Source organism: Paenibacillus glycanilyticus (genome assembly GCF_023715145.1).
GTDB lineage: Bacteria > Bacillota > Bacilli > Paenibacillales > Paenibacillaceae > Pristimantibacillus > Pristimantibacillus glycanilyticus_A.
In genome coordinates this window covers 511,560-534,505 of record NZ_JAMBNP010000001.1, presented here as the reverse complement: position 1 = coordinate 534,505, position 22,946 = coordinate 511,560, and the positions used below count along the sequence as shown (strand labels likewise).

The window sequence follows — 22,946 nt, the reverse complement described above, 5'->3', positions numbered from 1 at the left end:
TACAGCTTTTATGTGAATTCACGATAAGGAGGAATGGCATTTGGATCCTTCTATGCGGCTAAAAGTAAGGGGCGACACTTTTTTTCTCCCGAGCTCTGACGGCAGTGTCTATTTTCGAAACAATATCGGTTCGTTTCGTATGGAAGGCAGCACCATCGGTCAATGGATTGAAAAACTAATGCCGGTATTTAACGGTGAGCATTCGATGCATGAACTGACGGATGGGTTGCTGGACCAATATCAAAGGCATGTCTATGAAATCGCGGAAGTGCTGCTTGCGAACGGTTATGTCAGGGATGTAAGCCGGGACCTGCCGCATCAGCTGCAAGAGAGCGTACTGAAGAAATATGCATCTCAGATCGAATTTTTGGACAGTTTTGAAGGCTCGGGCAAGTACAGGTTTCAGCGCTATCGACAGTCAGCCGTACTGGCCATCGGATCTGGCTCTTTTTTTGTTTCGCTTGTGAAATGTTTATTGGAGTCCGGTTTGCCTCGCATTCATATGCGGATTACGAATCCGGAAACGACGAATCGTAAGCGGATATTGGAGCTGGCAGAGCATGCCCGTAGATCGGACCAAGAGGTTAAGGTGGACGAGATTGCTTTTCCGCCAAACGGAGACGTGGATTGGCGAACGGCTGTGCAGCCGTTTGACGCGTTATTGTTCGTATCGGATGAGGGCGGCGAGCCTGAGCTGCGGATGCTGCAACAGATTTGCAAGGAAGAGAATAAGGTGCTGTTACCGGCGATAATGCTGAAGCAAGCGGGCATTGCAGGGCCACTCTTCCATCCGGATTCGGAGGGAGGCTGGGAATCCGCAAGGCGCAGGCTCCATCGACTGGCAATTGACAAAGATCCTAGGCATCACGTTGTCTCTAGCGCGGCAGAAGCGATGCTTGCGAATGTCATCGTCTTCGAATGGCTCAAAACGGCAACCGAAGTTGCGGCATCCGCATTAAAAAATAAAGTGTTCCTGCTTGATTTGGAGACGCTGGAAGGGAATTGGCATCCGTTCCTCCCCCATCCGCTTGCGAACGGCCATTCTTCTGTCAGCCGAATTGAACAATTGGAATTACTGCTGGAAAGAGAGTCTGAAGAGAAGGCCCAATCAACCTTAATGGAAGCTTTCAGTCGATTAACATCTAGAGAAACCGGTATTCTTCACGTATGGGAGGAAGGAGAACTACGGCAGCTTCCGCTGTCCCAATGCCGTGTGCAGCCAACTGACCCGCTGACGGATGGACCGGCCGACTTGCTGCCGGAAATCATCTGCAATGGCATCAATCATGAAGAAGCGCGCAGGGAAGCGGGGCTTGCCGGCATTGAAGCCTATGTATCGAGAATGGGCTTAAGTCCAGCGAATGAGGCTTTCCGTGACGAATACGTTGGCGTTGGAGTGGGGGAGTCGATCGCGGAAGGCATTTGCCGCGGATTGCAAAAGTGCTTGACGGCGGCGCTTGTTCGGAAGATTAACGCGCAAGAGCCATCGGTCCGTTTAGCACAGCTTGTCCAAAATGAGGATGAGCGCAGCCGCTTTTATTGGAGTACGCTAAGGACCATGCAGGGCGAGCCAACGATCGGTTTCGGTGAGGAAATATTCGGATTTCCTGTCGCATGGGTTCGCGCAAACGGCTGCTGGTATGGCGCCGTTGGCTTCAACAAAACGAAGGCGCTGCGTGGCGCATTGCAGCATGCTTTGCTAGAAATCCAAAATGGTGCTGCTTGCGCGACAGCGAATGCGATCAGCACGTCTTCCGTAAACGTGACTAAAGATACTCCACTGAGCGTTGCCATTCCGTCAGGTGAACCAATCAAACATCGCCAGACTTTGCAATCGGCTTTGGATCAAATAAAACGCAGCCGCCAGCAACTAATCGTGTTTGATTTTACCACAGAGGCATTTTTGAAAGAGGAGTTGGCTGGCGCTTTCGGCGTGCTGCTTCGGGAGGAGGATGAAGCGTGAGCGCAATTGTGGCCGTTATAGGGGAGGGTCAGCTCGCAGACTTCGTATGCGGCGAATTAGCCGAAGACCATCAACTGGTAAGGCAGAAGGATTTTTCAACCGAAGTGCCGGAGACTATTGAGCTTGCACTTGTTTTACATGACGGTTATAACCCTTCAGACCATCAATTCGCGGAAGAGGTGTTTCAACGCTCCGGAGTGCCTTGGCTGCGCGGCTTTGTTACATTCGGGGAGGGCGTGATCGGGCCGTTGGTCGTTCCGGGAACGGAGGGATGCTCCGGCTGCGCCGATCTACGGCGCTTAATGGCGGGAAACGACCGTAAGGAAATGTGGGAAATCCAGGAGCAGCACTACATGCACGGAGGTACCCCGCCCGATATCTGGTCATCGCCTATAGGGCTTTTGCACATGGCTCACGTTATTTCGGCCGAGGTTCGAAGAGTGCTTGCAGGCTCCGCTGCGCAAACGGAAAATCGGTTAATGTTGATCCATCTGCAAACCCTGAACAGCTCTCTTCATTTCTTCGTGCCTGACCCGCTTTGTCCAATTTGCGGGCAAGTCGCTGAAGATTCGGCGGCAGCATCGCGGATCATCTTGCAGCCAAGCCCAAAAGCGAGCGAAAACAGCTACCGCAGCCGTTCAATGACGGAACTGAAAGGACTACTCGCAGATGATTATCTGGACGCCCGGACGGGATTTTTGAACGGGAAAATGATCGACCTCTTGTCCCCATTCGCCGATGCGAGTATAAATTTGCCTTTGTTCTCGGGAGATGAAGGCTGCGCTGGGCGTACGCACTCCTATGCGGACAGCGAGATGACTGCCATTTTGGAAGGCTTGGAAAGATATTGCGGCATGTCGCCGCGAGGAAAGAAAACGGCAGTCTATGACAGCTACCGCAATTTGAAGGAACAGGCGCTAAACCCCGTTCTGGTTGGCGTGCATGAGAAAGAAATGTATGAGCGGCCCGACTTTCCTTTCCGCCCGTTTGATCCAGACAGGCCAATCGATTGGGTGTGGGGGTACTCGTTTTTGCGGGAGCGGCCGATTCTTGTGCCTGAGCTGCTCTCCTATTATAGCTCAGGCTGCGGACACGGGTTCGTGTACGAGACTTCGAACGGCTGCGCATTAGGCGGCAGTCTGGAGGAAGCTATATTTTACGGCATCATGGAAGTGGTAGAACGCGATTCGTTCCTTATGACCTGGTATGCGCAGCTGCAGCTTTCGCCATTAGATCCTTATTCGGCAGGAGATCTCGAATTGAACCTAATGCTAGAACGCTTGCGCGAGGTTGCCTTATATGATGTTTATTTATTCGATTCTACGATGGAGCATGGCATTCCAAGCGTTTGGGCGATCGCCAAAAACAGGGCGGATAAAGGCGTTAACCTGATTTGCGCGGCAGGTGCCCATCCGGATCCGGTACGCGCTGCCAAAGGCGCGATCCACGAGCTGGCGGGCATGATGCTGTCATTGGACGAGAAATTGGAGGAGAACCGGGAGCATTACGAGCAAATGCTGCATGATCCGTTTCTCGTCCGGCAGATGGATGATCATTCCATGTTGTACAGCTTGAAGCAGTCGGAGGAGCGGCTGCACTTTTTGCTCCAAAACGGCCGTCCTAGCCGCACGTTTGAAGAGGCGTTTAAGCCAAGGGCCAAGCATGCGGATTTAACCGATGATTTAAAAGACGTCCTTCACGCGTTACGCGAGCTAAGCCTTGACGTGATCGTGGTGGATCAGTCTACGCCCGAGACGCTGCGCAACGGTCTCCATTGCGTGAAGGTGCTGATTCCTGGCATGCTGCCCATGACATTCGGACAACATCTGGTTCGCTTGACAGGCTTGGAGCGGGTACTGCGGGTTCCTGCAGAGCTTGGGTATGCGGAGAAGCCGCTCTCGCCAGATCAGCTTAATGCTTACCCGCATCCGTTCCCATAAGCATGATTGGCATTCAATGCGGCGTTCCCTATGCAAGCTTTTGGGAGGAGAAGGGATGAGTCTGAAGGGATTTCTGCACCAATTGCAATTCGACCCGGATAAGGTGAAATCAAAAGATTGGGAGACCGATTGGGAAGACGCGCCGCTCCCGTATAAGCTCTACCGGGGTTTGCCGTCTTTTCCTCTCTGCGCCGAGGTTCCGCTCACGCTGGCAGGAGAGCGTGAAACGGCGAAGCCGAAGCTTAGGGAGCTTGGCCATTTTCTATGGTATACGTTCGGACTTACGCAGCTTAGCCAATCCGTTTACGGCCCGGAAGCGGGAGACGATTGGGGAAGCTCGCTGCAGCTTTGCAGACGTTTTGTGCCATCAGGCGGCGGACTGTATCCAAGCGAGCTTTATTTGTATTTGAAGCTGGAGGAGCTGCCGTATGGCGTTTACCATTATGATGCGGCACATCATCGATTGATTTTGCTCCGCGAAGGCTCGTTTGACGATTACTTGAGCAAGGCGCTGGGGAATCGGTGCGACGTATCCGCAGCTTTTGGCGTTGCTTTCGTGTCAACGATGTTTTGGAAAAATTACTTTAAATACAATCATTTTAGTTATCGTCTGCAGGGGCTGGACGCCGGTCTGTTAATGGGACAGTTGCTGGAAACAGGAAAAAGATTCGGCTTTGAGGCGAGCGTGTGCTTCCGGTTTCTCGATCGTGCCATTAATCGCCTGCTTGGTTTATCCGAGCATGAAGAAAGCGCGTATGCGGTCATACCGCTCTCGAATAAACCGGTGATGAATGGGTTTTCCAACGAGAAGAGGGGAGATGCCGTTGCGGCGGCCGATTTGTGCGAGGAGCTTGCGGTGCTGCAGCATGAGCACTATATGCGCTCACGGAGAGTATTGGAATTTCCGATGCTACTGAAGCTTAACGAAGCATCCATGCTGGATTGCTCCGATTCCTTTCAACCTATCGGAATCGAGAAGCTCGACACGGATAATAGCGCTGCGTACAAACTACCGAGCGTAAACAGGCTGTCCTATGATTTGGCATCTGTGCTTCAAGAGAGATATTCGCCGGAAAATGAATTCGTTTTGCAGCAGGTTAGCCTATCTAATCTAGCAGCTTTATTGAATGAGGCAATGTTATCCTTTAAATACAATAACGATCTGGACGGTAATCAGACTGGTTACCGCGTAACTTTGTATGGCTCCTTTTATGGCGTTGAGGGCATCGCGAACGGTGCTTATCGTTATGATGGCTCGGAGCATGCCTTGCAGCTGCTTCGTGCGGGAGACTATAGGGGCTGGCTTCAGAACGGAATGTCGCTGGACAACGTAAATTTGCATCAAGTGCCGCTTTGCTTTCATATTGCCGGTGATTTGAATTACTACCATGCGAAGCTCGGTTACCGCGGCTACCGAATCCAGCAAATGGAGGCAGGGATGCTTGTGCACCGGTTGCTGCTTGCGGCATCCGCTTCCCGCATGGGAGGACGTCCGCTGCTCGGTTTCGATGCAAACGTAAGCGATGAACTCTACGGCATGGTTTCCTCCAAACAAACGAGCCTGATTCAAATTCCGGTCGGTCACTGCCGGACTCGCTCTCGGCTGGAGGGGAGCTTGGCGCATTAGCAGTCAAGTCAAAACGGACAGACGGAATGTCGATGACATTCCGTCTGTCCGTTTTGGTTCTGTTTAGTAACGGGGAGAGTTGCCCGCTTATCCTTGCTGGCCTTGCCCGCCTTTGTCAGCCGGATAACAGACGACAGGGTAGCAAATAGGATGATGCATATAATGCGGATGAACATAGGGATGAAACCATGCATGATGATAATCGATCGATGAATATTCCCATCCTTCATGGTGATCCCATGAATCATGCATGGGGTGGTAATGATCCATCATGTGATAGTCATCCATGGGATGGTAATGATCCATTAGGTGGGAGTTATCCATGGGATGGTAATAATCCATTGGGTGGTAGTCATGCATGGGATGGTAATGATCCATCGGGTGGAAGTCGTGCATGTAATGGTAATGATCCATTGGGTGGAAGTCGTGCATGTGATGGAAATCATGGATGTGACTCATATCCACGCAGCAATGGCAATGCGTTTTCGGAGCATTTTCGCTCTTCTCAGGTTTATTTATTTCCGCCTGATTAGGACCTATGGGGTTTTGCTGGTAATACTCCGGCATGGCAGCCATCTGTTGCACATAGGGCTGATTAGGTATCATGGTATGCCTCCTTATTATCATACCTTACAATATGCCTAAATCACTAAAAGGGCACTTATCCCTATAAATTGGGCTTATAAGCAGCAAGCCTATATCCATTCTTTATGACTGTAATAAAAAGACGAAATGAAGAAGGTGAACAATATAAAATGATTACTTGGTCCACCTGTTGTGACGAGAGAGCAAACCGGATTAAACATGCAGTCTGTTTATCCAATCAAGGAGAGTTTGATTTAATTGCATAACTGAAAAATAGTATAGTAAATACCATTTTTATAATTAAATGAATATTATTTCACTTCTTTCAATCATACATAAACTACTTTAGAATGAAGGGGTCTTCTTAGACAGAGGATACTAAATCGATTCGCGAATCAGGAGGGATTCATCATGAAATACCGAAAATTAGGCGGGACAGGCTTGAAGGTGAGTGAAATCAGCCTGGGCAGTTGGCTGACATACGGTGGCTATGTTGAGCGTGAGAATGCAATCAATTCTATAAAAACAGCGTATGAGCTCGGTATTAACTTCTTTGATACAGCGAATGTGTACGAGCGAGGAGCAGCCGAGGAGCTGGTAGGGGAAGCGCTGAAAGCATATAAGCGCGAATCGTATGTGCTGGCGACCAAAGTATTCGGGCAGATGGGTGATGGACCAAACGATCGCGGTCTCTCAAGAAAGCACATTATCGAACAAGCAAATGCAAGCCTGAAACGGCTCGGACATGATTATGTGGACATCTATTACTGCCACCGCTACGATCCGGAGACACCGATTGAAGAGACGCTTCGAGCTTTGGACGATTTGATTCGTCAAGGCAAGGTGCTGTATGTCGGCGTTAGCGAATGGCAGGCTTCACAGATGGCGGAAGCCATCGGCTACGCAGATCGGTTCCTGCTTGACCGCATCGTCGTGAACCAGCCCATCTACAACATGTTCGAACGTTATATCGAGAAGGAAGTCATTCCGCTGGGCGAACGCTCTGGCATCGGCCAAGTGGTATTCTCGCCGTTAGCGCAAGGGTTGCTGACAGGTAAGTATACGTCAGCCTCCGAAATTCCGGCTGAAAGCCGAGCCGCCAAGCTGGAATGGGTTCGCAAAGGCATCACCGATGAAAAGATCGAGAAGGTCCATAAACTGGAAGGTATTGCCAAAGAGCTCGATATCACTGTCGGAAATCTGGCCCTCGCCTGGATTCTTCGTCAAACCAACGTTGCAAGCGCGCTTATCGGCGCTAGCCGTCCTGAGCAAGTAATAGAGAATGCCAAAGCCTCAGGCATTGTGCTTAGCCAAGACATCATCATGCGAATTGAAGAAATTTTGAGTAACTAAACTGTGTTACCGGTGTTAGCCGGGATCGCCTAGTAGATAATATTCCGGAACCGATATTAATACTGCTTGTGGTCAACGATATGGAACAAATTAACCAACTCGCTTTATAGTAGAACCGCCCGAAAGGGTGGTTTTCACTTATAAGATAAATGATCGATAATCGAAGTTCTCTGAAGATTGGAGAGGGTTGGCGAATGATATACGAATTGAGAATTTACAAGATCTATCCTGGGAAAATCGATGCAATCCGGCAACGCTTCTCGGAGCATACGTTTCGGATATTCGAAAGATTAGGCATGCAAGTGTGTGATTTTTGGGAGGAAATGGAGGAACAGCCCAAGCTTTACTATATGATGAAATACGAAAGCATGGAAGAACGGATAAGACAGTGGGAAATGTTTGCTCAGGACAAGGAATGGAATGATGTAAAACAAAAATCCGAACAGAACGGAAAAATTGTCGAACGAGTCGATCAGATTTTTTTAAAACGGGCTGATTATTGGGTTTAGAAAATTAGGAATTGGGAGGAATAGTAAATGGAATATACATACCTGGGGAAATCCGGCATGAAGGTTAGCAAATTATGCTTGGGCACGATGAATTTCGGGCCTGAAACGGATGAGAAAGAATCGTTCCGAATCATGGACGCGGCTGTGGACGCGGGAGTCAACTTTTTCGATACCGCGAACGTTTACGGCGGACAAGGAAACAAGGGTAGAACTGAGGAAATCATCGGGCGATGGTTTGCGCAAGGAGGTGGCCGCAGGGAAAAGGTGGTTCTGGCTACCAAAGTATATGGTGACATGGACAACGTCTCGGATGGACCCAATCGTTCGAGCGGATTATCCGCTTACAAAATTCGACGCCACTTGGAAGAGTCGCTTCGCCGCTTAAACACGGATCATATTGAACTGTATCAAATGCACCATGTAGATCGCAACGTAAGCTGGAACGAGCTTTGGGAAGCGTTTCAAGTGCAAGTGAATCAGGGGAAAATCGGGTATGTGGGATCCAGCAATTTTGCCGGGAGAGACCTGGTGAAAGCCCAATATGAAGCAAAAGAAAGACATGTGTTGGGACTCGTGTCTGAACAGCATAAGTACAGTCTGCTGTGCAGGCTGCCCGAATTGGAAGTGCTTCCTGCAGCTTTAGAGCACGGGATCGGCGTCATTGCTTGGAGTCCGCTCGATGGCGGTTTGCTCGGTGGAAATGCGTTGAAGGCATCGGGCGGCGCGAGAAGCACGCGCTCCCAGGAACGGGTGGAAGCTAACCGGGAGAAGCTGGAACGGTTTTCTAACCTATGCCGGGAAATCGGCGAGAGCGAAGCGAATGTCGCACTGGCGTGGACACTTATGCATCCAGCCATGACGGCGCCGATTATTGGGCCAAGGACCATGGAGCAATTCCAAAATACGCTTCGGGCGGTCGATATCAAGCTTTCGGAAGAAACGATGAAGCATCTGGATGACATATTCCCGGGACCGGGCGGGGACGCTCCACAAGCTTACGCGTGGTAATGGCAACCGCGGGGACGGCGATTAATTAGAAAAGAAGATCAAGCAACAGGGTTCGATGAATGCTGCCAGTTCGTTTCTAAATGTAAAGTATAGGAGGAGTTTGGATGCGATATCGGAATTTGGGGACTAGCGGATTGGAAGTTTCTATATTAGGGTTGGGTACAAATGCATTCGGTGGACGCGCAGATAAGAATACATCGATTCGAGTCCTGCACCATGCTGTTGACAGCGGGATTACGTTCATTGATACTGCGAATATTTATACGGGTACAAAGTCGGAAGAGATCATCGGAGAAGCGTTCGAGGGCCGGCGTCAAGACGTGCTTCTTGCGACAAAAGTGGGTATAAAGCTCGGAGAAGGACCGAACACCAGAGGCGCCTCGCGTCAGCATATTCTAAAAGAAATTGAAGGAAGTTTGCGTCGTTTACGAACAGATTACATAGATCTGTACCAGATTCATGTTTTTGATCCGAAGACTCCTCTTGATGAAACTCTCCGTGCTTTGGATGATCTCGTGACATCGGGAAAAGTGAGATACGTGGGCGCATCAAATTATGCTGCTTGGCAAATGATGAAATCCCTAGCCATTAGCGAAAGTCAACATTTAATAAAGTATGTGTCGATTCAGCCTGGTTACTCGCTGGTCGATCGAGGTGTTGAAAGGGAAATGATCCCGTTCTGTCTAGATCAGGGAATCGGAGTCATTCCTTATTTCCCTCTGGCAGGAGGAATTCTAACAGGCAAGTATTCGGGAGGTTCTGTGCCTAGCGGATCACAGTTGGACAAGAACCCTAACTTTGCTCATAGATTAGTTTCCTCCCGAGTGGAGTTAGGTGATCAGGTGACGAAAATTGCTGCGGAGCTTGGTACTTCCGCTACGGTTCTCTCATTGGCTTGGTTGATGCATCAACCAGCGGTAAGCACGGTCATAGCGGGAGCAACTCGTGAATCGCAGATTGATGAAAACCTGAAGGCAGTAAACCTCGAACTTAACGATGACGTTCTGAAAACGCTCGATGAAGTAAGCAAGGAATTTATCTATTCACCTCCATTTTAAAGCCGGATGTAAATGCCTGGGTGGACCCATTTCGTTAATTGACAGGAAATTAGGAGAGCGCTCTCCCGTTATGGGAAAGCGCTCTCCGCATTTTATTTATTAACTACCTTATTACCATGGCAGTTCGGTGTCCATATGATAGAACTTGCCTGTCGGTCCGTCCGAAGGTAACGTTGCAAGCATTACGCTTGTCTTACCGCCATCTTCAAGATCCATATCAGCATATTTACCGCCCATTGGAGTCTTCACCCAACCCGGATATGCAGAGTTTACTTTGATTGCCGTATCCTTCAACTCATGTGCTAGATGTGTCGTAAAGGTATTCATAGCCGCCTTCGAGGCATCGTAAGCAAGTAGCTTGACATCGTAAATTGGAGCATCGGGATTTGAATGCAGGGTATTCGATCCAAGGGCACTGGATACATTAACAATTCTTCCGGCAGGTGATTTGCGAATTAACGGAAGCAGTAGCTGAGTTAATTCAACCATGCTGAAGAAATTGGAATCAAAGGTTTCGCGCAAAACAGCAGGCGAAACGGTACTTGATTCATTCATGGGCGCAAGATCTTCAATCTCTATCTGTATCCCGGCATTATTAATCAACATATCAAGCTTACCGTACCGTTGTTCAAAGAAACTGTAAGCAGCCTGAAGGTCTTCGCCTAACTTGACGTCCAATTTGATAGATTCCGCTAGAATTCCCTCCGAACGAAGTGTATCCGCAGCAACCTTGCCTTTCTCCAAATCACGTGATCCAATGACGACAGTGGCACCAAGCTTACCCAATTGACGTGCTGTTTCCAATCCAATCCCACGATTTCCACCAGTTACAAAAGCAACCTTGCCGTCTAAGTTGTTTACGTTTATAGTCATTTTTTAATTCTCCTCTGAGATATATTTATACAGCCCTTGGAACTAGCTAGCCTCGATGAGTATTTGAAGTGGCATCACAACCTTTAAAGAATATTGCTTCTGTATTGGGAACGATCATTCTACTAATGGCAAAAAAAATTATGCTAGGACTTCTGAAGTTGTATTGATAGTGCTGCTGCTTCAAATTCTTTGCTTCTCGCCACGCTCCTTCTCACGTCCTTCTGATACTGGCTCTTGTCCGCAAAACCATATTATCATATTGAGAACGATCGGTAAAGAATTGTTTTAGGTTACGACAAAGAGTGATAACGGAAAAATCAGTGGGCTATCTCAGGCTTTAAAGGAAGGAGAAAACGGTCGAGGGTACTTTTAGTAATAACAACTTACCCTGTGTTCAAGCCAAACTAAAACACGCACCGATTGAATACCGGTGCGTGTTGGCGGTTCTACTGATCAAGAATAATTTGAACCAAATCTTCAATCATTTGGCGAAGCTCGGCAGAGTTTTTGGCAACAACTTTAAATCCGCGCGACGCACTTGTTAAAAGATAAGCTAATCTCTGTGGAGATAGGCTATTTTGGCTACTCGTGGGATGAGATTTCAAGATGGAACTAAGAACGACCTCAAGCTTATTGTAGCTCGCATGGAGTGCCTCTTGAGCAAACGTATATGAGCTGTCGGTCATTTCTTTAACTTCCGGTGAGTTCAATGATTGATCGAAATTGTTGATAGACCATACCTCGAACGCATATATAATCTTGTCTTCAGGCGTTATCTTGGAAGAGAGTCCTTCCTTTATCTCTTCAATAAGAAGGTCGCCATAATGAAGAATTGTCGCGTTAAAAACTTCCTCCTTGTTCTTAAAGTACAAATACAGACCCGCACGCGATATGCCGGCGGCTTCTGCTATTTCATTCATTGACACTCGCTTATAGCCAAATTTAAAAAACACGCCTAAAGCAACGGTTAGTATATGAAGCTTCTTTTTATCGTCCATGATGTTATTATTATACACTTTACAAACTTTGTCTAGTCGTATAATATAGGCACATAGACATTATACGTTAATTGTCTAAATATCAAATGAGGAGACCTGTTATGATGACCACAGCGTAAAGTAGAAAAGGGTTGCTAATTGTTTTAGCTGGACTTTGCGGCTATCGTTCCGAAATGGATAGCTGGCACATGATAATAAGCCATATATTATACTCACCATAAAAGGAGAACTTTATAATGACAACTAAGCAAACACCAATCGGCTCCGGATTTGGAGCTTCAGTCACAGCCGAGGAAGTTATTAATGGTATTGACCTTACAAATAAAATTGCCATCGTCACCGGGGGTTATTCCGGACTTGGTCTTGAGACCGTGCGAGTACTGCGTTCTGCTGGCGCCAAGGTTATCGTTCCAACGCGAGACTACAATAGAGCAGCGAACGCCCTTGCAAACATCGATGGCGTTGATATTGAAGTGATGGACCTGATGGACCCTGCTTCGATTAATGCTTTTGCAGACAAGTTTCTTGCCACCGGGCAACCATTGCATATTCTGGTAAACAGTGCAGGCATAATGGCGTCTCCGCTGTCACGAGATTCGAGAGGATATGAATCGCAATTCGCAACGAACCATCTGGGCCATTTCCAGCTTGTTGCACGGCTATGGCCAGCGCTGCGCAAGGCGAACGGCGCGCGGGTGGTGTCAGTATCATCTTGGGGGCATCACTTCTCGCCTGTCGTGTTTGATGATCCCAACTTCGACCGACGCGATTATGATCGTTGGGCAGCCTATGGCCAGTCCAAGACGGCTAACGTTCTCTTCGCGGTCGCGCTGGACAAACGCGGTCAAGCCGACGGCGTGCGGGCTTTCTCCCTTCATCCGGGCAGCATCGTCGGCACCGGACTCGAAAAGCATCTTTCGGAGGAGGAGCTGCGAGCAGCAGGCGTCATTGACGAGCAGGGACAGCCGGTTCTAGACCCCGCGAAAAATCTCAAGACGGTAGGGCAAGGGGCAGCTACCAGCGTATGGTGCGCGACAAGCCCGCAGCTTAACAATATGGGCGGCGTCTACTGTGAGAACTGTGATATCGCTCCTCTGGGGCATGATGCTGAGTCGGACTTTTATTTGGACAACGAATCGACTTTAACGGATTCCGGCGTGATGCCGTATGCGGTTGATTCCGAAGCGGCGGATCGGCTCTGGAGCCTTAGTGAACAACTGACAGGTCAAAAGTTTGAAATATAAAAGCGATTATCCAGCGGATAGAAATGATAGCGAGGAGAAATAAAAATGGAACAGACAAATAAGGTTGTAACCAAAGCAGCGGTTACATTCGCCAAGGATCTCGAATGGTTCGATACGATGCCAGGCGAACAAATGGCTATTCGTATTCACAGCAGTCAAGTTGGCGGAGCGATTACCGTCATTGAAGCGCGTGTACCAGCTTTGATTGGTCCACCGAAGCATATTCATAAGGAAAGAGAAGAGGTATTCGAGATTCTAGAAGGAACTTTCCTATTCCAAGTGGGAGAAGAGGAATTTGAAGCTACTCCGGGAACAAGTGTTGTGGTTCCCCGTGGCGTACCGCATGCGTGGGCTAATATCGGGCTAGATAGGGGACGCATTCTTTTTACCTTTGCGCCAGGCGGAATCGACGATTTCTTCCCTGAAATCGGCCGACATTCAATTGAAGAAATTGGGCGGCTGGCCGAGCAAAATGATACCTTAATTATTGGGCCTCCATTGCTGCCGTAATCCCATTAATCTTATAGATTGGCTATTGGACTTCATAAAATATCCAAAACGGGACAGTCGAGGACAAATTCTGGCTGTCCCGTTAAATAGGCAAGAGGTGTTGATGACAAATGAATTTATCCGTTAACCACGGCGAAGAGCTTCTCACGGAGTTTTGGGCCAATGTTTATAACCTTCCGCAAAATCTCGATGTCATCGACCATCTTTGTACGGATGACTTTATTCTCTCGAATCCGGATGGTGACATTGTGGGTCGCGCTGCCTTTAAGGAGTGGGCACGAACATTCACTTCGAAGATCCGCGACATCAAGTTAGAGAGCCTCGATATGTTCAGCGGCGCCGACGGCAAGCGCGTTGTATCGCGATGGGTAGTCACGGGATATAACCAAGGCGTACTTGGTTCCTTGCCTGATGACCGCTCGATTCAGCTTACCGGCATCGCGGTATGGGAAGTTCGTGATGGCAAGCTCGCTCACAATTGGGTAGAGCGTAGCGCATACGAGCTCTCGAAGCGACTTATGAAGCCCATAAAGTAATAAGGCTGCTAGGCATCAAACAACTGTAAAAACAGCGAAAGTCCGCGTTACGAGGATTTTCATACCATAGGCTAACCAGAATTTTCTGGTTAGCCTTTTTTTTACCTATTAGGATGGGAATAAGCTTACACTCGAAGGATAAGCTACTACATGAGGTGTAAAATGTTGAGGTTTCGGCCGATGAACGAAACTAATATCGTTGCCATCCTGATTATGGTGTTTTAAAGGAGTGCTAGCCCATGATAACTGAGCAAAAACCGCTGCATTCGGGATACGGTCCCGAAACAACCGCACAGGAAATTGTAGCTGGTCAAGACCTTCGTGGAAAGACAGCTATAGTTACAGGCGGGCATGGAGGTATCGGACTGGAAACAACCCGAGCGTTAGCAGGTGCCGGGGCAACCGTTATAGTCGGTGCCCGAAGTGTGGAACGTGCACGAGAAATTCTTGCTCCTCTGTCAAACGTCGAAGTGATTGAGCTCAATCTTCTTGATCCGAGCTCGGTTGAAGCATTTGCCAATACATTTATGAGCTCTGGTCGAGCGCTCGATCTGTTGATATTAAATGCCGGGGCAAGCTTTATGCCTGAAATAAAAGAGGCGCGAGGCTTCGATACTCATTTCGCTACGAATTACCTTGGACATTTTCAACTGACGTTACGCTTGTGGGAAGCCTTGAAGCGTTCGGGTAATGCGAGGGTCGTGGCGCTTTCGTCCATTGGTCACATGACGGGACCGATCGATTTTGATGACCTGCATTTCAATAAAAGGCCTTATGATAAAAACATTTCTTACGGGGAGTCGAAGACCGCGTGTTCGTTGTTTGCCGTAGAGCTCGATCGACGAGGACAAGCATTCGGAGTTCGAGCATTCGCGGTTCATCCAGGCGCAATCTTGTCGGGTTTGGTTCGGCATTTGAGCAACGAGGATTTGGCTGCTTGGGGCGTCACTCGCAAGGAAGATGGCACCTATGCTTCGTCCGGCGGTTTTAAAACTGTCGAGCAAGGTGCCGCTACTTCGGTTTGGTGCGCGGTAAGTCCAATGCTGAACGGCATGGGCGGCGTCTACTGTGAGAACTGCGATATCGCGGAGATCGTACCGGCAGACAGCCAGCTTCAACACGGCGTTCGCCCCTGGGCCATCGATCCGGTGTCAGCAATGAAGCTATGGGATATCAGTGAAAAGCTGCTTAATAGTCCAAAGGACACGATTCCTAGCGCTGGTACTGAGTTGATTCACAACGTTTGATGGATTTAGACTTCGAGGAGCCAAACGTTGACGAATCACCACTCACTAAATTAACAAATGCAAAAAAGGAGCATGCCATACGGCTGCTCCTTTTTTGCACGAGGTACTAAAATAGATTAATATAACTGCATGCTTTTTTGAATAAATCGGATTTTACTTCCACATCATTGCGACAGAAGGCAGTAGTGCTGTTCAATTTCCCCAATGCCTGGCAGATAAGCCTGTTTTGAATACTGTGTTCGGGGAACTGCTCCCTGAGCCAATCGACGGAATGCGGTTCCTTAGAGTCTACTATTCTTCTGAATCGATAGGACCAATTACACCAATCCGCCGGCTTCTCCCGAGCTTCGATAGATTCTTCGCTTCTTAACTGACCGGCATTTGTTGACAAGAATAGTTCGATTCGATAGCCGTTGATCCGATCATCGAACCAGATGAACAACTCCAATTCTCGGATTAAGAAGACTTGCATTCGAGTTTCGATCTCGGGCGCAGGGTCAAGCAGTTGAACGGACATTTCACAATCTCTCCCTTTGATCGCTTACGAGGTTAGCTGTCGGATTCGGACGAGAGAGTCGCCCTACCGGTAGGCGAACTACCGGATTCACCCCTGAACATATCTCTTAAGACATATCCCATGGTTCCCCCGCTGCTTCCTTTGGAAGCACTCAGCGAATACGTTTAAGCCATATGTGGCTCGTCATTTATCATATGCCTATCTAGCTATTCTGTAAAATGTTGCGATATATAAATTAGCGTGTCATTCCGGCATAAATTGCGTTGGCGGATAATGAAAACGGATAAAACAGGTTATTTTGCATGAATTCTCTTTGGTTCTCATTGAATCTTTTACTAGTTTCAATCCCTGGATAGAAAGCGATAACCGATTCCCGGCTCGGTGACAATAAATTTCGGTTGAGTAGAGTCTTCCTCCAGCTTTTTACGCAAATGCCCGATATATACCCTTAGATAGTGGCTTTCAGACTCGCTATGATTACTGCCCCACACTTGCTGCAGTAACTGTCGCTGCGTAACCACTCTCCCGGCGTTAGAGGCAAGGATCTTCAGAAGGTCATATTCGGTTGGCGTTAACTTTATCCGCTCGCCGTTCAATTCCACGATTCTCTGAGCCAGGTCAAGGGTAAGCTCGCCGATCTTCAGAATCGGCTCATTGGCCGATTTAGCGACATGCCTAAGAGCCACGCGTATTCTAGCGACCAATTCTCCCATGCCGAAAGGCTTTGTTACGTAATCGTCGGCGCCGCTATCCAAAGCTAAGATTTTGTCTTCTTCTCGGTCTTTGGCAGTAAGTACAATGACAGGAACGCTCGACCACTCCCGGATGCGCCTCAGAACCTCCATACCGGACATATCCGGTAATCCCAAATCGAGAACAATCAAATCCGGATGAATGAGGGAGGCTTGTCTGACGCCTTCTTCTCCGCCAGCAGCTTCGTGAATCGTATATTGATGGGCATGTAAAGTTACCTTAAGCAGTTTGCGAATTTGCGGTTCGTCATCGACGATTAGTATACGAGCTCCTTGTTCATTCATATTCATCTTGCTCCTTTTCTTCAGGTATCGTATACATTTCATGCCGTTTTTTCAAGGGAAGCGTAATGATCATAACGGTTCCTTGCGGTTCATTGCGACGACCCGAGATCGATCCGCCGTGAAGCTCGGCGATCCCTTGGCAAATGGCCAATCCCAATCCCGTACCGGTCACTTGCTTGGTCGCGCTGGCACGATAAAACTTTTCGAAGATTCGTACGTATTCGTCTTCGCTGAGCCCGATTCCCTGATCGAAGACGGAGATACGAAGGTTATCACTATCCACCGACACCTTAATGTCAATGTCGCTGTAATCCGGACTGTATTTAATCGCATTGCTGACGATATTGACCAGCATTTGCTCCAATAGCACTTCATCGCCTATTACCATCGGAGTGTTTTCCGGCAAGTGTACGCGTAGTGTTCGATGTTCCTGAAAATCTTTGACCTGAGCCAGCGTAACCCCGATTAGATCCTCTACGTCGCACCAATTATTTCTCAGACGCAGCATGCCGCTTTCCAATTGCACCATGCTGAGCAAATTGATGACCAGACGATTCATGCGAAGCGCGCCATCCCGAATGGTGGTGAGCAGCTCCATCCGATCCTCCGAGGTGAAGAGGTGATCGCTCTCGATCAGGCTGGTTGACGAGCCGATAATCGCCGCGAGCGGAGTACGCAGTTCATGGGATACCGAATCCAAAATAGCCGTGCGAAGCCGTTCCGATTCAGCCGATAAATGAGCGATTTTGGCTTCCTCGGCCAGTTTTACGCGCGCGATGGCGCTAGCCGCTAAACCGCCGATCGCCTCCAGCATCTGATACTGCTCGGCCGTGAGCCCGCTTTTCAATTCCTTCATATTAAGCGCAAGCACCCCGTATATACGGTCTTCGGTTTTCAGCGGAAGGTAATAGCCTTGAGAGTATCTTAATATGTTTGACCCGTATCCGGCCGCTTCGCCGTCTTCGAAGGTCAGGATTGCAATTACGGCTTCTGCCTCGCTTTTTCCCCAGTCGCTAAGATCGTCCGAGCGGTGCGTCAGCACTAACTTGTTCCGGTCGTCAGGCAAATAAATTACACTCTCCGCACCGATGTTTTGCGATACGTGACGAGAAACGTTATCCAGCAATGCGTGGATATCGGTAAGAGCACTCATCTGGCTGCTAAGCGCATAGAGGGAGGCGGTTTGCGCTTCCTTTTGTTTGGAATAAAGCAATTGTTGTTTCAGCCTTGCCGCCAGACTGGAGATCAACACGGCTACCGCCAAGTAAACGCCAAATGAAATGAGATAACGCAAATCTTCTACGGTAAAGCTAAGCTCTGGCGGAACAAAGAAAAAATCGAACGCCAGCACCGCTACGATTGCCGAATAGATGGCAGGGCGGAAACCCCAAAAAACGGAGCTTATGAGTACCGGAAATAAATAGATCAGCGCTATATTCACCAAATCGACTTCAAGTATGAACGGATGCAAAATGGCCGTCATGAGACTGATTAACAGCGTAATGCTTGCGTAGGACCACCACGGTGTCCATAAAGACTTGCCCACGACTTAATCACTTCCTGCCTGTCCGAATTCTGTCTCTTACTCCTTAAGATTACTGTAAAAAAAGAATAAAATAAACCATTCTAGGGTGTAAAAATACTATAAAAATGATTAAAAAATCGTGATATATAGAGTTTTGTATAGAAAACCAAAGGATTTATACAAAAGTTTTATGAAAATGAACATAAGAGACCAAATTCAACTGAATTCAGTCTTTGATTCGATTTACAAGTTTTTTAGCAGGGGGTAAGATACCTCCATGTTTATAACCAAAATGAACTTGATTCATGATTAGGAGGAAGCGATGAAACTGATAAGTATAGATTACATATTGCGGGCGATAGTTATCCATAATTAGGGAATTAAATTAAGACGCGCCGCGATATGCCAGGCTCGGACGTTAAACCGAATAACCGTAAAGGACGTGTTGACATGATGGATATTTGGATGATTGTAAGCTTGATCGTCTCCTTCGCGCTTGTCACTGGCTTTATAGTCTGGTGCGATAAAACGATCGACGAGAAGGGTGAGCGCTCATGACGGTTATATTGATTTTCACGGGTATTTTGTTCGTCTATCTCGTTTATGCTCTGCTTCACCCCGAAAAATTTTAGAGATGCTTCGCGCAGTCGATCGAGTCTTGAGGAGGAACGGCAATGGATATCCTGCAAATTATTATCGTGATCGGCATTCTGATGCTGATTGCCAAACCGCTCGGGAATTATATGTACCACGTATTCTCGAACGAATCAAATCGAACGGACAAGATATTCGGTCCGATTGAAAAACCGATCTTTTGGATCATTGGTCTGAAAAAGAGGGCAGGGATGAGCTGGAGAAAATACGCTATCAGCTTCGTTCTTACCAATGTCATGCTAGTCGCGGTCAGTTACGTGCTGCTGCGTGTACAAAGCGGCCTCCCTTTAAATCCGAACGATATCGGAAATATGGAGCCGACGCTCGTCATGAATACGGTGATCAGTTTCATCACCAATACGAATCTTCAGCATTACAGCGGTGAAACCGGGTTAACGTATTTCTCGCAGATGGCAGTCATCATGATGATGATGTTTACGTCCGCGGCGACCGGTCTGTCGGTTGCGGTCGCTTTTGTCAGAGGGATCACCACCAAGGGCAGTACAATCGGCAATTTCTTCGAGGATTTTGTTAAAGCGCACATCAGAATTTTTTTCCCGTTATCCATCCTCATTACCTTGGTACTGGTTGGCATGCATGTGCCGCAGACGCTTGATCCGACTTTGTCGGTAACGACGCTGGAGGGCGCAACTCAGCAAATCGCGATAGGACCGGTAGCATCGCTGGAGTCCATCAAACATCTGGGAACGAACGGGGGCGGGTTTTTCGGAGTGAATTCGGCGCATCCGTTCGAAAATCCGAACGGGACTACGAACGTCATCGAGATTTTATCGATGTGGGCGCTTGCGGCCGGTCTTCCTTTTATGTACGGCAGATTTGCCAAGAGCAAGAAGCAAGGCTGGGTGATCTTCTCGGCTATGATGATCTTGTTCCTCGTATTCCTCACGATTGCTTACACAGCTGAGAAAAGCGGCAATCCGTTGCTCAATGGTCTTGGAATCGATGCGTCGCAAGGCAGCATGGAAGGAAAAGAAGTCCGTTTCGGCATTGCCCAGTCTGCCTTGTTTACGACCGTGACGACCGCGGCAACCACGGGAACGGTAAATAATATGCACGATACGCTAACGCCGCTAGGCGGTTTAGTCCCTCTTGCCGAAATGATGCTGAACGTCGTGTTTGGCGGCAAAGGCGTCGGATTGGTTAACATGCTCATGTACGCGATTCTCGCCGTGTTCATCAGTGGCTTGATGGTCGGCCGGACGCCGGAATTCCTGGGACGGAAAATCGAATCCCGAGAGATGAAACTGATCGCCATCGCCATATTGACGCATCCGTTCATCATCCTCGCGCCGACGGCGATCGCTTTCTTGACTGACCTCGGCAAAGGGGCGATTACGAATCCCGGCTATCATGGGATTTCACAGGTGTTGTATGAATTCACGTCATCCGCAGCCAACAATGGCTCCGGATTCGAGGGCTTGGCAGACAATACGCCGTTCTGGAATATCTCGACTGGCCTAGTCATGTTCTTCGGCAGGTATATCTCCATGATCGCTTTGCTGGCGGTTGCCGGTTCGATGAACCGCAAGCAATGGGTGCCGGAGACGCTCGGCACGTTCCGGACGGACAATGCATTGTTCACCTTCTTGTTGCTAGGCACCGTTATTCTGATCGGTGCACTGACCTTCTTGCCGGCCATCGTTCTGGGTCCGATCGCCGAGCATTTGACTATCCGCTAATGGAAACGGGGCGAAACCGCAATGAACGATAAACGTAAGAAAAGCTTATTTTCGGGACCGTTAGTGTTCCAAGCGATAAAAGCAAGCTTCATTAAACTCAATCCTGTCAGCATGATGAAAAATCCGGTCATGTTCGTCGTTGAAGTCGGTACGTTAGTCGTGCTGCTAATGACCATATTCCCGGGATATTTCGACTCGGAGGACCGTATCGGATTTAATTTGACCGTGTTCTTGATTCTTCTGTTCACCGTGCTTTTCGCCAACTTCGCCGAAGCGCTGGCGGAAGGCAGGGGCAAAGCGCAAGCCGATACGCTGAAGAAGACGAAAAAAGAAATTACGGCTAACAAGGTCGTCGGCAGCGCAGTCAAGACGATTCCCTCCACGGAGCTTCGCAAAGGGGATATTGTCATCGTAAAGCAAGGCGAAATGATTCCCGGTGACGGGGAGGTTATTGAAGGCCTGGCTTCCGTAGACGAGTCGGCGATTACCGGGGAATCCGCGCCGGTCATTAAGGAGGCGGGCGGAGATTTCAATTCCGTTACCGGAGGTACCCGGGTCGTCAGCGACAGCATCAAGGTGCGCATCACCAGCGATCCCGGAGAAACGTTTATTGATCGGATGATCTCTCTAGTCGAAGGCGCGAAGCGGCAGAAAACGCCGAACGAAATCGCGCTGAATACGTTGTTGATCAGCTTGACTCTTATTTTCCTTATTGTTGTCGTAACGCTTGGACCGATCGCATCCTATGTTGACGTCGAGTTGGAAATTCCCGTTCTGATCGCGCTGCTCGTCTGTCTGATTCCGACAACGATCGGAGGTCTGTTGTCGGCGATCGGCATCGCGGGGATGGACCGGGTTACCCAATTCAACGTGCTCGCGATGTCCGGGAAAGCAGTCGAAGCCGCTGGGGACATCAATACGATGATACTGGATAAAACGGGGACAATTACATTCGGTAACCGGATGGCGAGCGAAATCGTCCCCGTCGGGAAAGCAAGCGGCGATGATGCAGCGGCATGGGCAGCGATCTCTTCCCTGCATGACGAAACGCCGGAAGGCCGTTCAGTGCTCGATTGGATGAAGAGAAACAACAAATTATACGATGCCGCGCTTGGCGAAGGCGGAACCTTCGTAGAGTTCAGAGCTGAAACCCGAATGAGCGGCATCGATTTGAAAGACGGACGTCAGGTTCGTAAGGGCGCCGTCGATTCGGTTCGCAAATGGGTCATCGCTCAAGGAGGAGCGATTCCCGACAATTTGGGCAAAGAAGCGGAACGCGTCGCTTCACTGGGCGGTACACCGCTGGCGGTAGCCGTCGACAAGGAAATATTCGGTCTAATCTACTTGAAGGACACGGTAAAACCCGGCATGCGGGAGAGGTTTGATCAACTTCGCGCCATGGGTATTAAAACGATTATGTGTACAGGCGATAATCCGCTGACGGCAGCGACTATCGCGAAGGAAGCCGGCGTTGATGATTTTATCGCCGAGAGTAAGCCAGAGGATAAGATCGCGGTCATCCGCCGCGAGCAGGCAGAAGGCAAGCTTGTGGCCATGACAGGCGACGGAACAAACGATGCGCCGGCACTCGCTCAAGCTGACGTCGGACTTGCGATGAACAGCGGGACGACGGCGGCCAAGGAAGCGGCCAACATGGTCGATCTGGACTCTGACCCGTCTAAGATTATAGAAGTGGTAGCCATTGGCAAACAGCTTCTGATGACCCGCGGAGCTTTGACCACCTTCAGTATCGCCAACGACATTGCCAAGTATTTTGCGATTATCCCGGCGATGTTCATGCTGGCGATTCCGGAGATGAAGGCTTTGAACGTCATGGGCCTCGGATCGCCGTTATCGGCTGTGCTGTCCGCTCTTATTTTCAACGCAATTATCATCCCGTTGCTCATTCCATTGGCAATGAGGGGCGTAGCTTACCGTCCGATGAAAGCTTCGCGGTTGTTGAGCCGAAATCTGCTCGTCTATGGATTAGGCGGCGTGATCGTTCCGTTTATCGGGATCAAGATAATTGACCTGATCGTTCATGTGTGGATTTAACCGCTGA

General features: G+C 48.9%; 20 protein-coding genes and 1 riboswitch. Of the genes, 14 read left to right on the top strand and 6 right to left on the bottom strand.

Going from position 1 to position 22,946, the window contains the following annotated elements; translation table 11 throughout:
• Positions 1–40: 40 nt before the first annotated feature.
• Genes M3194_RS02460 through M3194_RS02450 form a run of 3 tightly spaced genes read left to right on the top strand, consistent with a single transcriptional unit; the run spans position 41 to position 5,530 of the window.
• Positions 41–1,963: a putative thiazole-containing bacteriocin maturation protein gene (locus M3194_RS02460; RefSeq protein ID WP_285889059.1), complete on the top strand. Its 1,923-nt coding sequence runs from the start codon at positions 41–43 to the stop codon at positions 1,961–1,963.
• Positions 1,960–3,903, top strand: a complete 1,944-nt coding sequence (locus M3194_RS02455; RefSeq protein WP_251651437.1) for a TOMM precursor leader peptide-binding protein — start codon at positions 1,960–1,962, stop codon at positions 3,901–3,903. Before M3194_RS02460 ends, M3194_RS02455 begins: the two co-directional genes overlap by 4 nt.
• A gap of 55 nt (positions 3,904–3,958) precedes the next feature.
• The gene (locus M3194_RS02450) at positions 3,959–5,530 is read left to right on the top strand and encodes a SagB family peptide dehydrogenase (protein ID WP_251651436.1); all 1,572 of its coding nucleotides are present in this window, start codon (positions 3,959–3,961) and stop codon (positions 5,528–5,530) included.
• Positions 5,531–5,617: 87 nt separating this feature from the next.
• Here M3194_RS02450 and M3194_RS02445 read toward each other — a convergent pair whose 3' ends face one another.
• Positions 5,618–6,136, bottom strand: a complete 519-nt coding sequence (locus M3194_RS02445) for a hypothetical protein (RefSeq protein ID WP_251651435.1) — start codon at positions 6,134–6,136, stop codon at positions 5,618–5,620.
• A gap of 390 nt (positions 6,137–6,526) precedes the next feature.
• On the opposite strand from M3194_RS02445, the gene M3194_RS02440 reads away from it, so the two are divergent.
• The 4 genes from M3194_RS02440 to M3194_RS02425 all read left to right on the top strand — a co-directional run bounded on the left by M3194_RS02440 (position 6,527) and on the right by M3194_RS02425 (position 10,043).
• Entirely contained in the window at positions 6,527–7,468 is a 942-nt protein-coding gene (locus M3194_RS02440) for an aldo/keto reductase family protein (protein ID WP_251651434.1), read from the top strand.
• Between the two features lie 194 nt (positions 7,469–7,662).
• Positions 7,663–7,977 (top strand): NIPSNAP family protein, encoded by a 315-nt coding sequence (locus tag M3194_RS02435; protein WP_251651433.1) that lies wholly within the window; start codon positions 7,663–7,665, stop codon positions 7,975–7,977.
• Positions 7,978–8,004: 27 nt separating this feature from the next.
• The gene (locus M3194_RS02430) at positions 8,005–8,985 is read left to right on the top strand and encodes an aldo/keto reductase (protein ID WP_251651432.1); all 981 of its coding nucleotides are present in this window, start codon (positions 8,005–8,007) and stop codon (positions 8,983–8,985) included.
• A 104-nt stretch (positions 8,986–9,089) separates the two neighbouring features.
• Positions 9,090–10,043 carry an aldo/keto reductase gene (locus M3194_RS02425; protein ID WP_251651431.1) on the top strand — a complete coding sequence of 318 codons (954 nt, stop codon included), beginning with the start codon at positions 9,090–9,092 and terminating at the stop codon, positions 10,041–10,043.
• Between the two features lie 111 nt (positions 10,044–10,154).
• Here the strand turns inward: M3194_RS02425 and M3194_RS02420 are convergent, their stop codons facing one another.
• Together M3194_RS02420 and M3194_RS02415 are read right to left on the bottom strand one after the other, a co-directional pair.
• The gene (locus tag M3194_RS02420) at positions 10,155–10,916 is read right to left on the bottom strand and encodes an SDR family oxidoreductase (RefSeq protein ID WP_251651430.1); all 762 of its coding nucleotides are present in this window, start codon (positions 10,914–10,916) and stop codon (positions 10,155–10,157) included.
• A 446-nt stretch (positions 10,917–11,362) separates the two neighbouring features.
• A complete protein-coding gene (locus M3194_RS02415) occupies positions 11,363–11,914 on the bottom strand; it encodes a TetR/AcrR family transcriptional regulator (protein WP_251651429.1) in 552 nt (183 codons plus the stop codon).
• A gap of 236 nt (positions 11,915–12,150) precedes the next feature.
• Here M3194_RS02415 and M3194_RS02410 point away from each other — a divergent pair, with 236 nt between their 5' ends.
• The 4 genes from M3194_RS02410 (at position 12,151) to M3194_RS02395 (ending at position 15,451) form a co-directional block, all read left to right on the top strand.
• Complete coding sequence (locus M3194_RS02410; protein ID WP_251651428.1) at positions 12,151–13,158, top strand: oxidoreductase; 1,008 nt, start codon at positions 12,151–12,153, stop codon at positions 13,156–13,158.
• A gap of 45 nt (positions 13,159–13,203) precedes the next feature.
• Complete coding sequence (locus M3194_RS02405) at positions 13,204–13,668, top strand: cupin domain-containing protein (protein ID WP_251651427.1); 465 nt, start codon at positions 13,204–13,206, stop codon at positions 13,666–13,668.
• A gap of 110 nt (positions 13,669–13,778) precedes the next feature.
• Positions 13,779–14,204, top strand: a complete 426-nt coding sequence (locus tag M3194_RS02400; RefSeq protein WP_251651426.1) for an ester cyclase — start codon at positions 13,779–13,781, stop codon at positions 14,202–14,204.
• A 239-nt stretch (positions 14,205–14,443) separates the two neighbouring features.
• Entirely contained in the window at positions 14,444–15,451 is a 1,008-nt protein-coding gene (locus M3194_RS02395; RefSeq protein WP_251651425.1) for an SDR family NAD(P)-dependent oxidoreductase, read from the top strand.
• Between the two features lie 106 nt (positions 15,452–15,557).
• On the opposite strand, the gene M3194_RS02390 is transcribed toward M3194_RS02395, so the two are convergent.
• The 3 genes from M3194_RS02390 to M3194_RS02380 form a co-directional block, all read right to left on the bottom strand.
• Complete coding sequence (locus tag M3194_RS02390; protein ID WP_251651424.1) at positions 15,558–15,968, bottom strand: hypothetical protein; 411 nt, start codon at positions 15,966–15,968, stop codon at positions 15,558–15,560.
• 5 nt (positions 15,969–15,973) lie between these two features.
• Positions 15,974–16,135: riboswitch (cyclic di-AMP (ydaO/yuaA leader) on the bottom strand.
• 174 nt (positions 16,136–16,309) lie between these two features.
• The gene (locus tag M3194_RS02385; RefSeq protein WP_251651423.1) at positions 16,310–17,011 is read right to left on the bottom strand and encodes a response regulator; all 702 of its coding nucleotides are present in this window, start codon (positions 17,009–17,011) and stop codon (positions 16,310–16,312) included.
• Complete coding sequence (locus tag M3194_RS02380) at positions 16,998–18,551, bottom strand: ATP-binding protein (protein WP_251651422.1); 1,554 nt, start codon at positions 18,549–18,551, stop codon at positions 16,998–17,000. Before M3194_RS02380 ends, M3194_RS02385 begins: the two co-directional genes overlap by 14 nt.
• 533 nt (positions 18,552–19,084) lie before the next feature.
• On the opposite strand from M3194_RS02380, the gene kdpF reads away from it, so the two are divergent.
• The 3 genes from kdpF to kdpB are packed head-to-tail and all read left to right on the top strand — an operon-like array spanning position 19,085 to position 22,939.
• Positions 19,085–19,162, top strand: a complete 78-nt coding sequence (kdpF, locus tag M3194_RS31580) for a K(+)-transporting ATPase subunit F (protein WP_397334277.1) — start codon at positions 19,085–19,087, stop codon at positions 19,160–19,162.
• 42 nt (positions 19,163–19,204) lie between these two features.
• The gene (kdpA, locus tag M3194_RS02375) at positions 19,205–20,884 is read left to right on the top strand and encodes a potassium-transporting ATPase subunit KdpA (protein ID WP_251651421.1); all 1,680 of its coding nucleotides are present in this window, start codon (positions 19,205–19,207) and stop codon (positions 20,882–20,884) included.
• Between the two features lie 21 nt (positions 20,885–20,905).
• A complete protein-coding gene (gene kdpB / locus M3194_RS02370) occupies positions 20,906–22,939 on the top strand; it encodes a potassium-transporting ATPase subunit KdpB (RefSeq protein WP_251651420.1) in 2,034 nt (677 codons plus the stop codon).
• Positions 22,940–22,946 lie beyond the last annotated feature (7 nt).

Excerpts from the sequence above, each read along its gene's own strand:
- M3194_RS02450 (WP_251651436.1), top strand. The coding sequence starts at position 3,959 with ATGAGTCTGAAGGGATTTCTGCACCAATTGCAATTCGACCCGGATAAG.
- M3194_RS02445 (WP_251651435.1), bottom strand. The coding sequence starts at position 6,136 with ATGATACCTAATCAGCCCTATGTGCAACAGATGGCTGCCATGCCGGAG.
- M3194_RS02440 (WP_251651434.1), top strand. The coding sequence starts at position 6,527 with ATGAAATACCGAAAATTAGGCGGGACAGGCTTGAAGGTGAGTGAAATC.
- M3194_RS02435 (WP_251651433.1), top strand. The coding sequence starts at position 7,663 with ATGATATACGAATTGAGAATTTACAAGATCTATCCTGGGAAAATCGAT.
- M3194_RS02430 (WP_251651432.1), top strand. The coding sequence starts at position 8,005 with ATGGAATATACATACCTGGGGAAATCCGGCATGAAGGTTAGCAAATTA.
- M3194_RS02425 (WP_251651431.1), top strand. The coding sequence starts at position 9,090 with ATGCGATATCGGAATTTGGGGACTAGCGGATTGGAAGTTTCTATATTA.
- M3194_RS02420 (WP_251651430.1), bottom strand. The coding sequence starts at position 10,916 with ATGACTATAAACGTAAACAACTTAGACGGCAAGGTTGCTTTTGTAACT.
- M3194_RS02415 (WP_251651429.1), bottom strand. The coding sequence starts at position 11,914 with ATGGACGATAAAAAGAAGCTTCATATACTAACCGTTGCTTTAGGCGTG.
- M3194_RS02410 (WP_251651428.1), top strand. The coding sequence starts at position 12,151 with ATGACAACTAAGCAAACACCAATCGGCTCCGGATTTGGAGCTTCAGTC.
- M3194_RS02405 (WP_251651427.1), top strand. The coding sequence starts at position 13,204 with ATGGAACAGACAAATAAGGTTGTAACCAAAGCAGCGGTTACATTCGCC.
- M3194_RS02400 (WP_251651426.1), top strand. The coding sequence starts at position 13,779 with ATGAATTTATCCGTTAACCACGGCGAAGAGCTTCTCACGGAGTTTTGG.
- M3194_RS02395 (WP_251651425.1), top strand. The coding sequence starts at position 14,444 with ATGATAACTGAGCAAAAACCGCTGCATTCGGGATACGGTCCCGAAACA.
- M3194_RS02390 (WP_251651424.1), bottom strand. The coding sequence starts at position 15,968 with ATGTCCGTTCAACTGCTTGACCCTGCGCCCGAGATCGAAACTCGAATG.
- M3194_RS02385 (WP_251651423.1), bottom strand. The coding sequence starts at position 17,011 with ATGAATATGAATGAACAAGGAGCTCGTATACTAATCGTCGATGACGAA.
- kdpF (WP_397334277.1), top strand. The coding sequence starts at position 19,085 with ATGACGGTTATATTGATTTTCACGGGTATTTTGTTCGTCTATCTCGTT.
- kdpA (WP_251651421.1), top strand. The coding sequence starts at position 19,205 with ATGGATATCCTGCAAATTATTATCGTGATCGGCATTCTGATGCTGATT.
- kdpB (WP_251651420.1), top strand. The coding sequence starts at position 20,906 with ATGAACGATAAACGTAAGAAAAGCTTATTTTCGGGACCGTTAGTGTTC.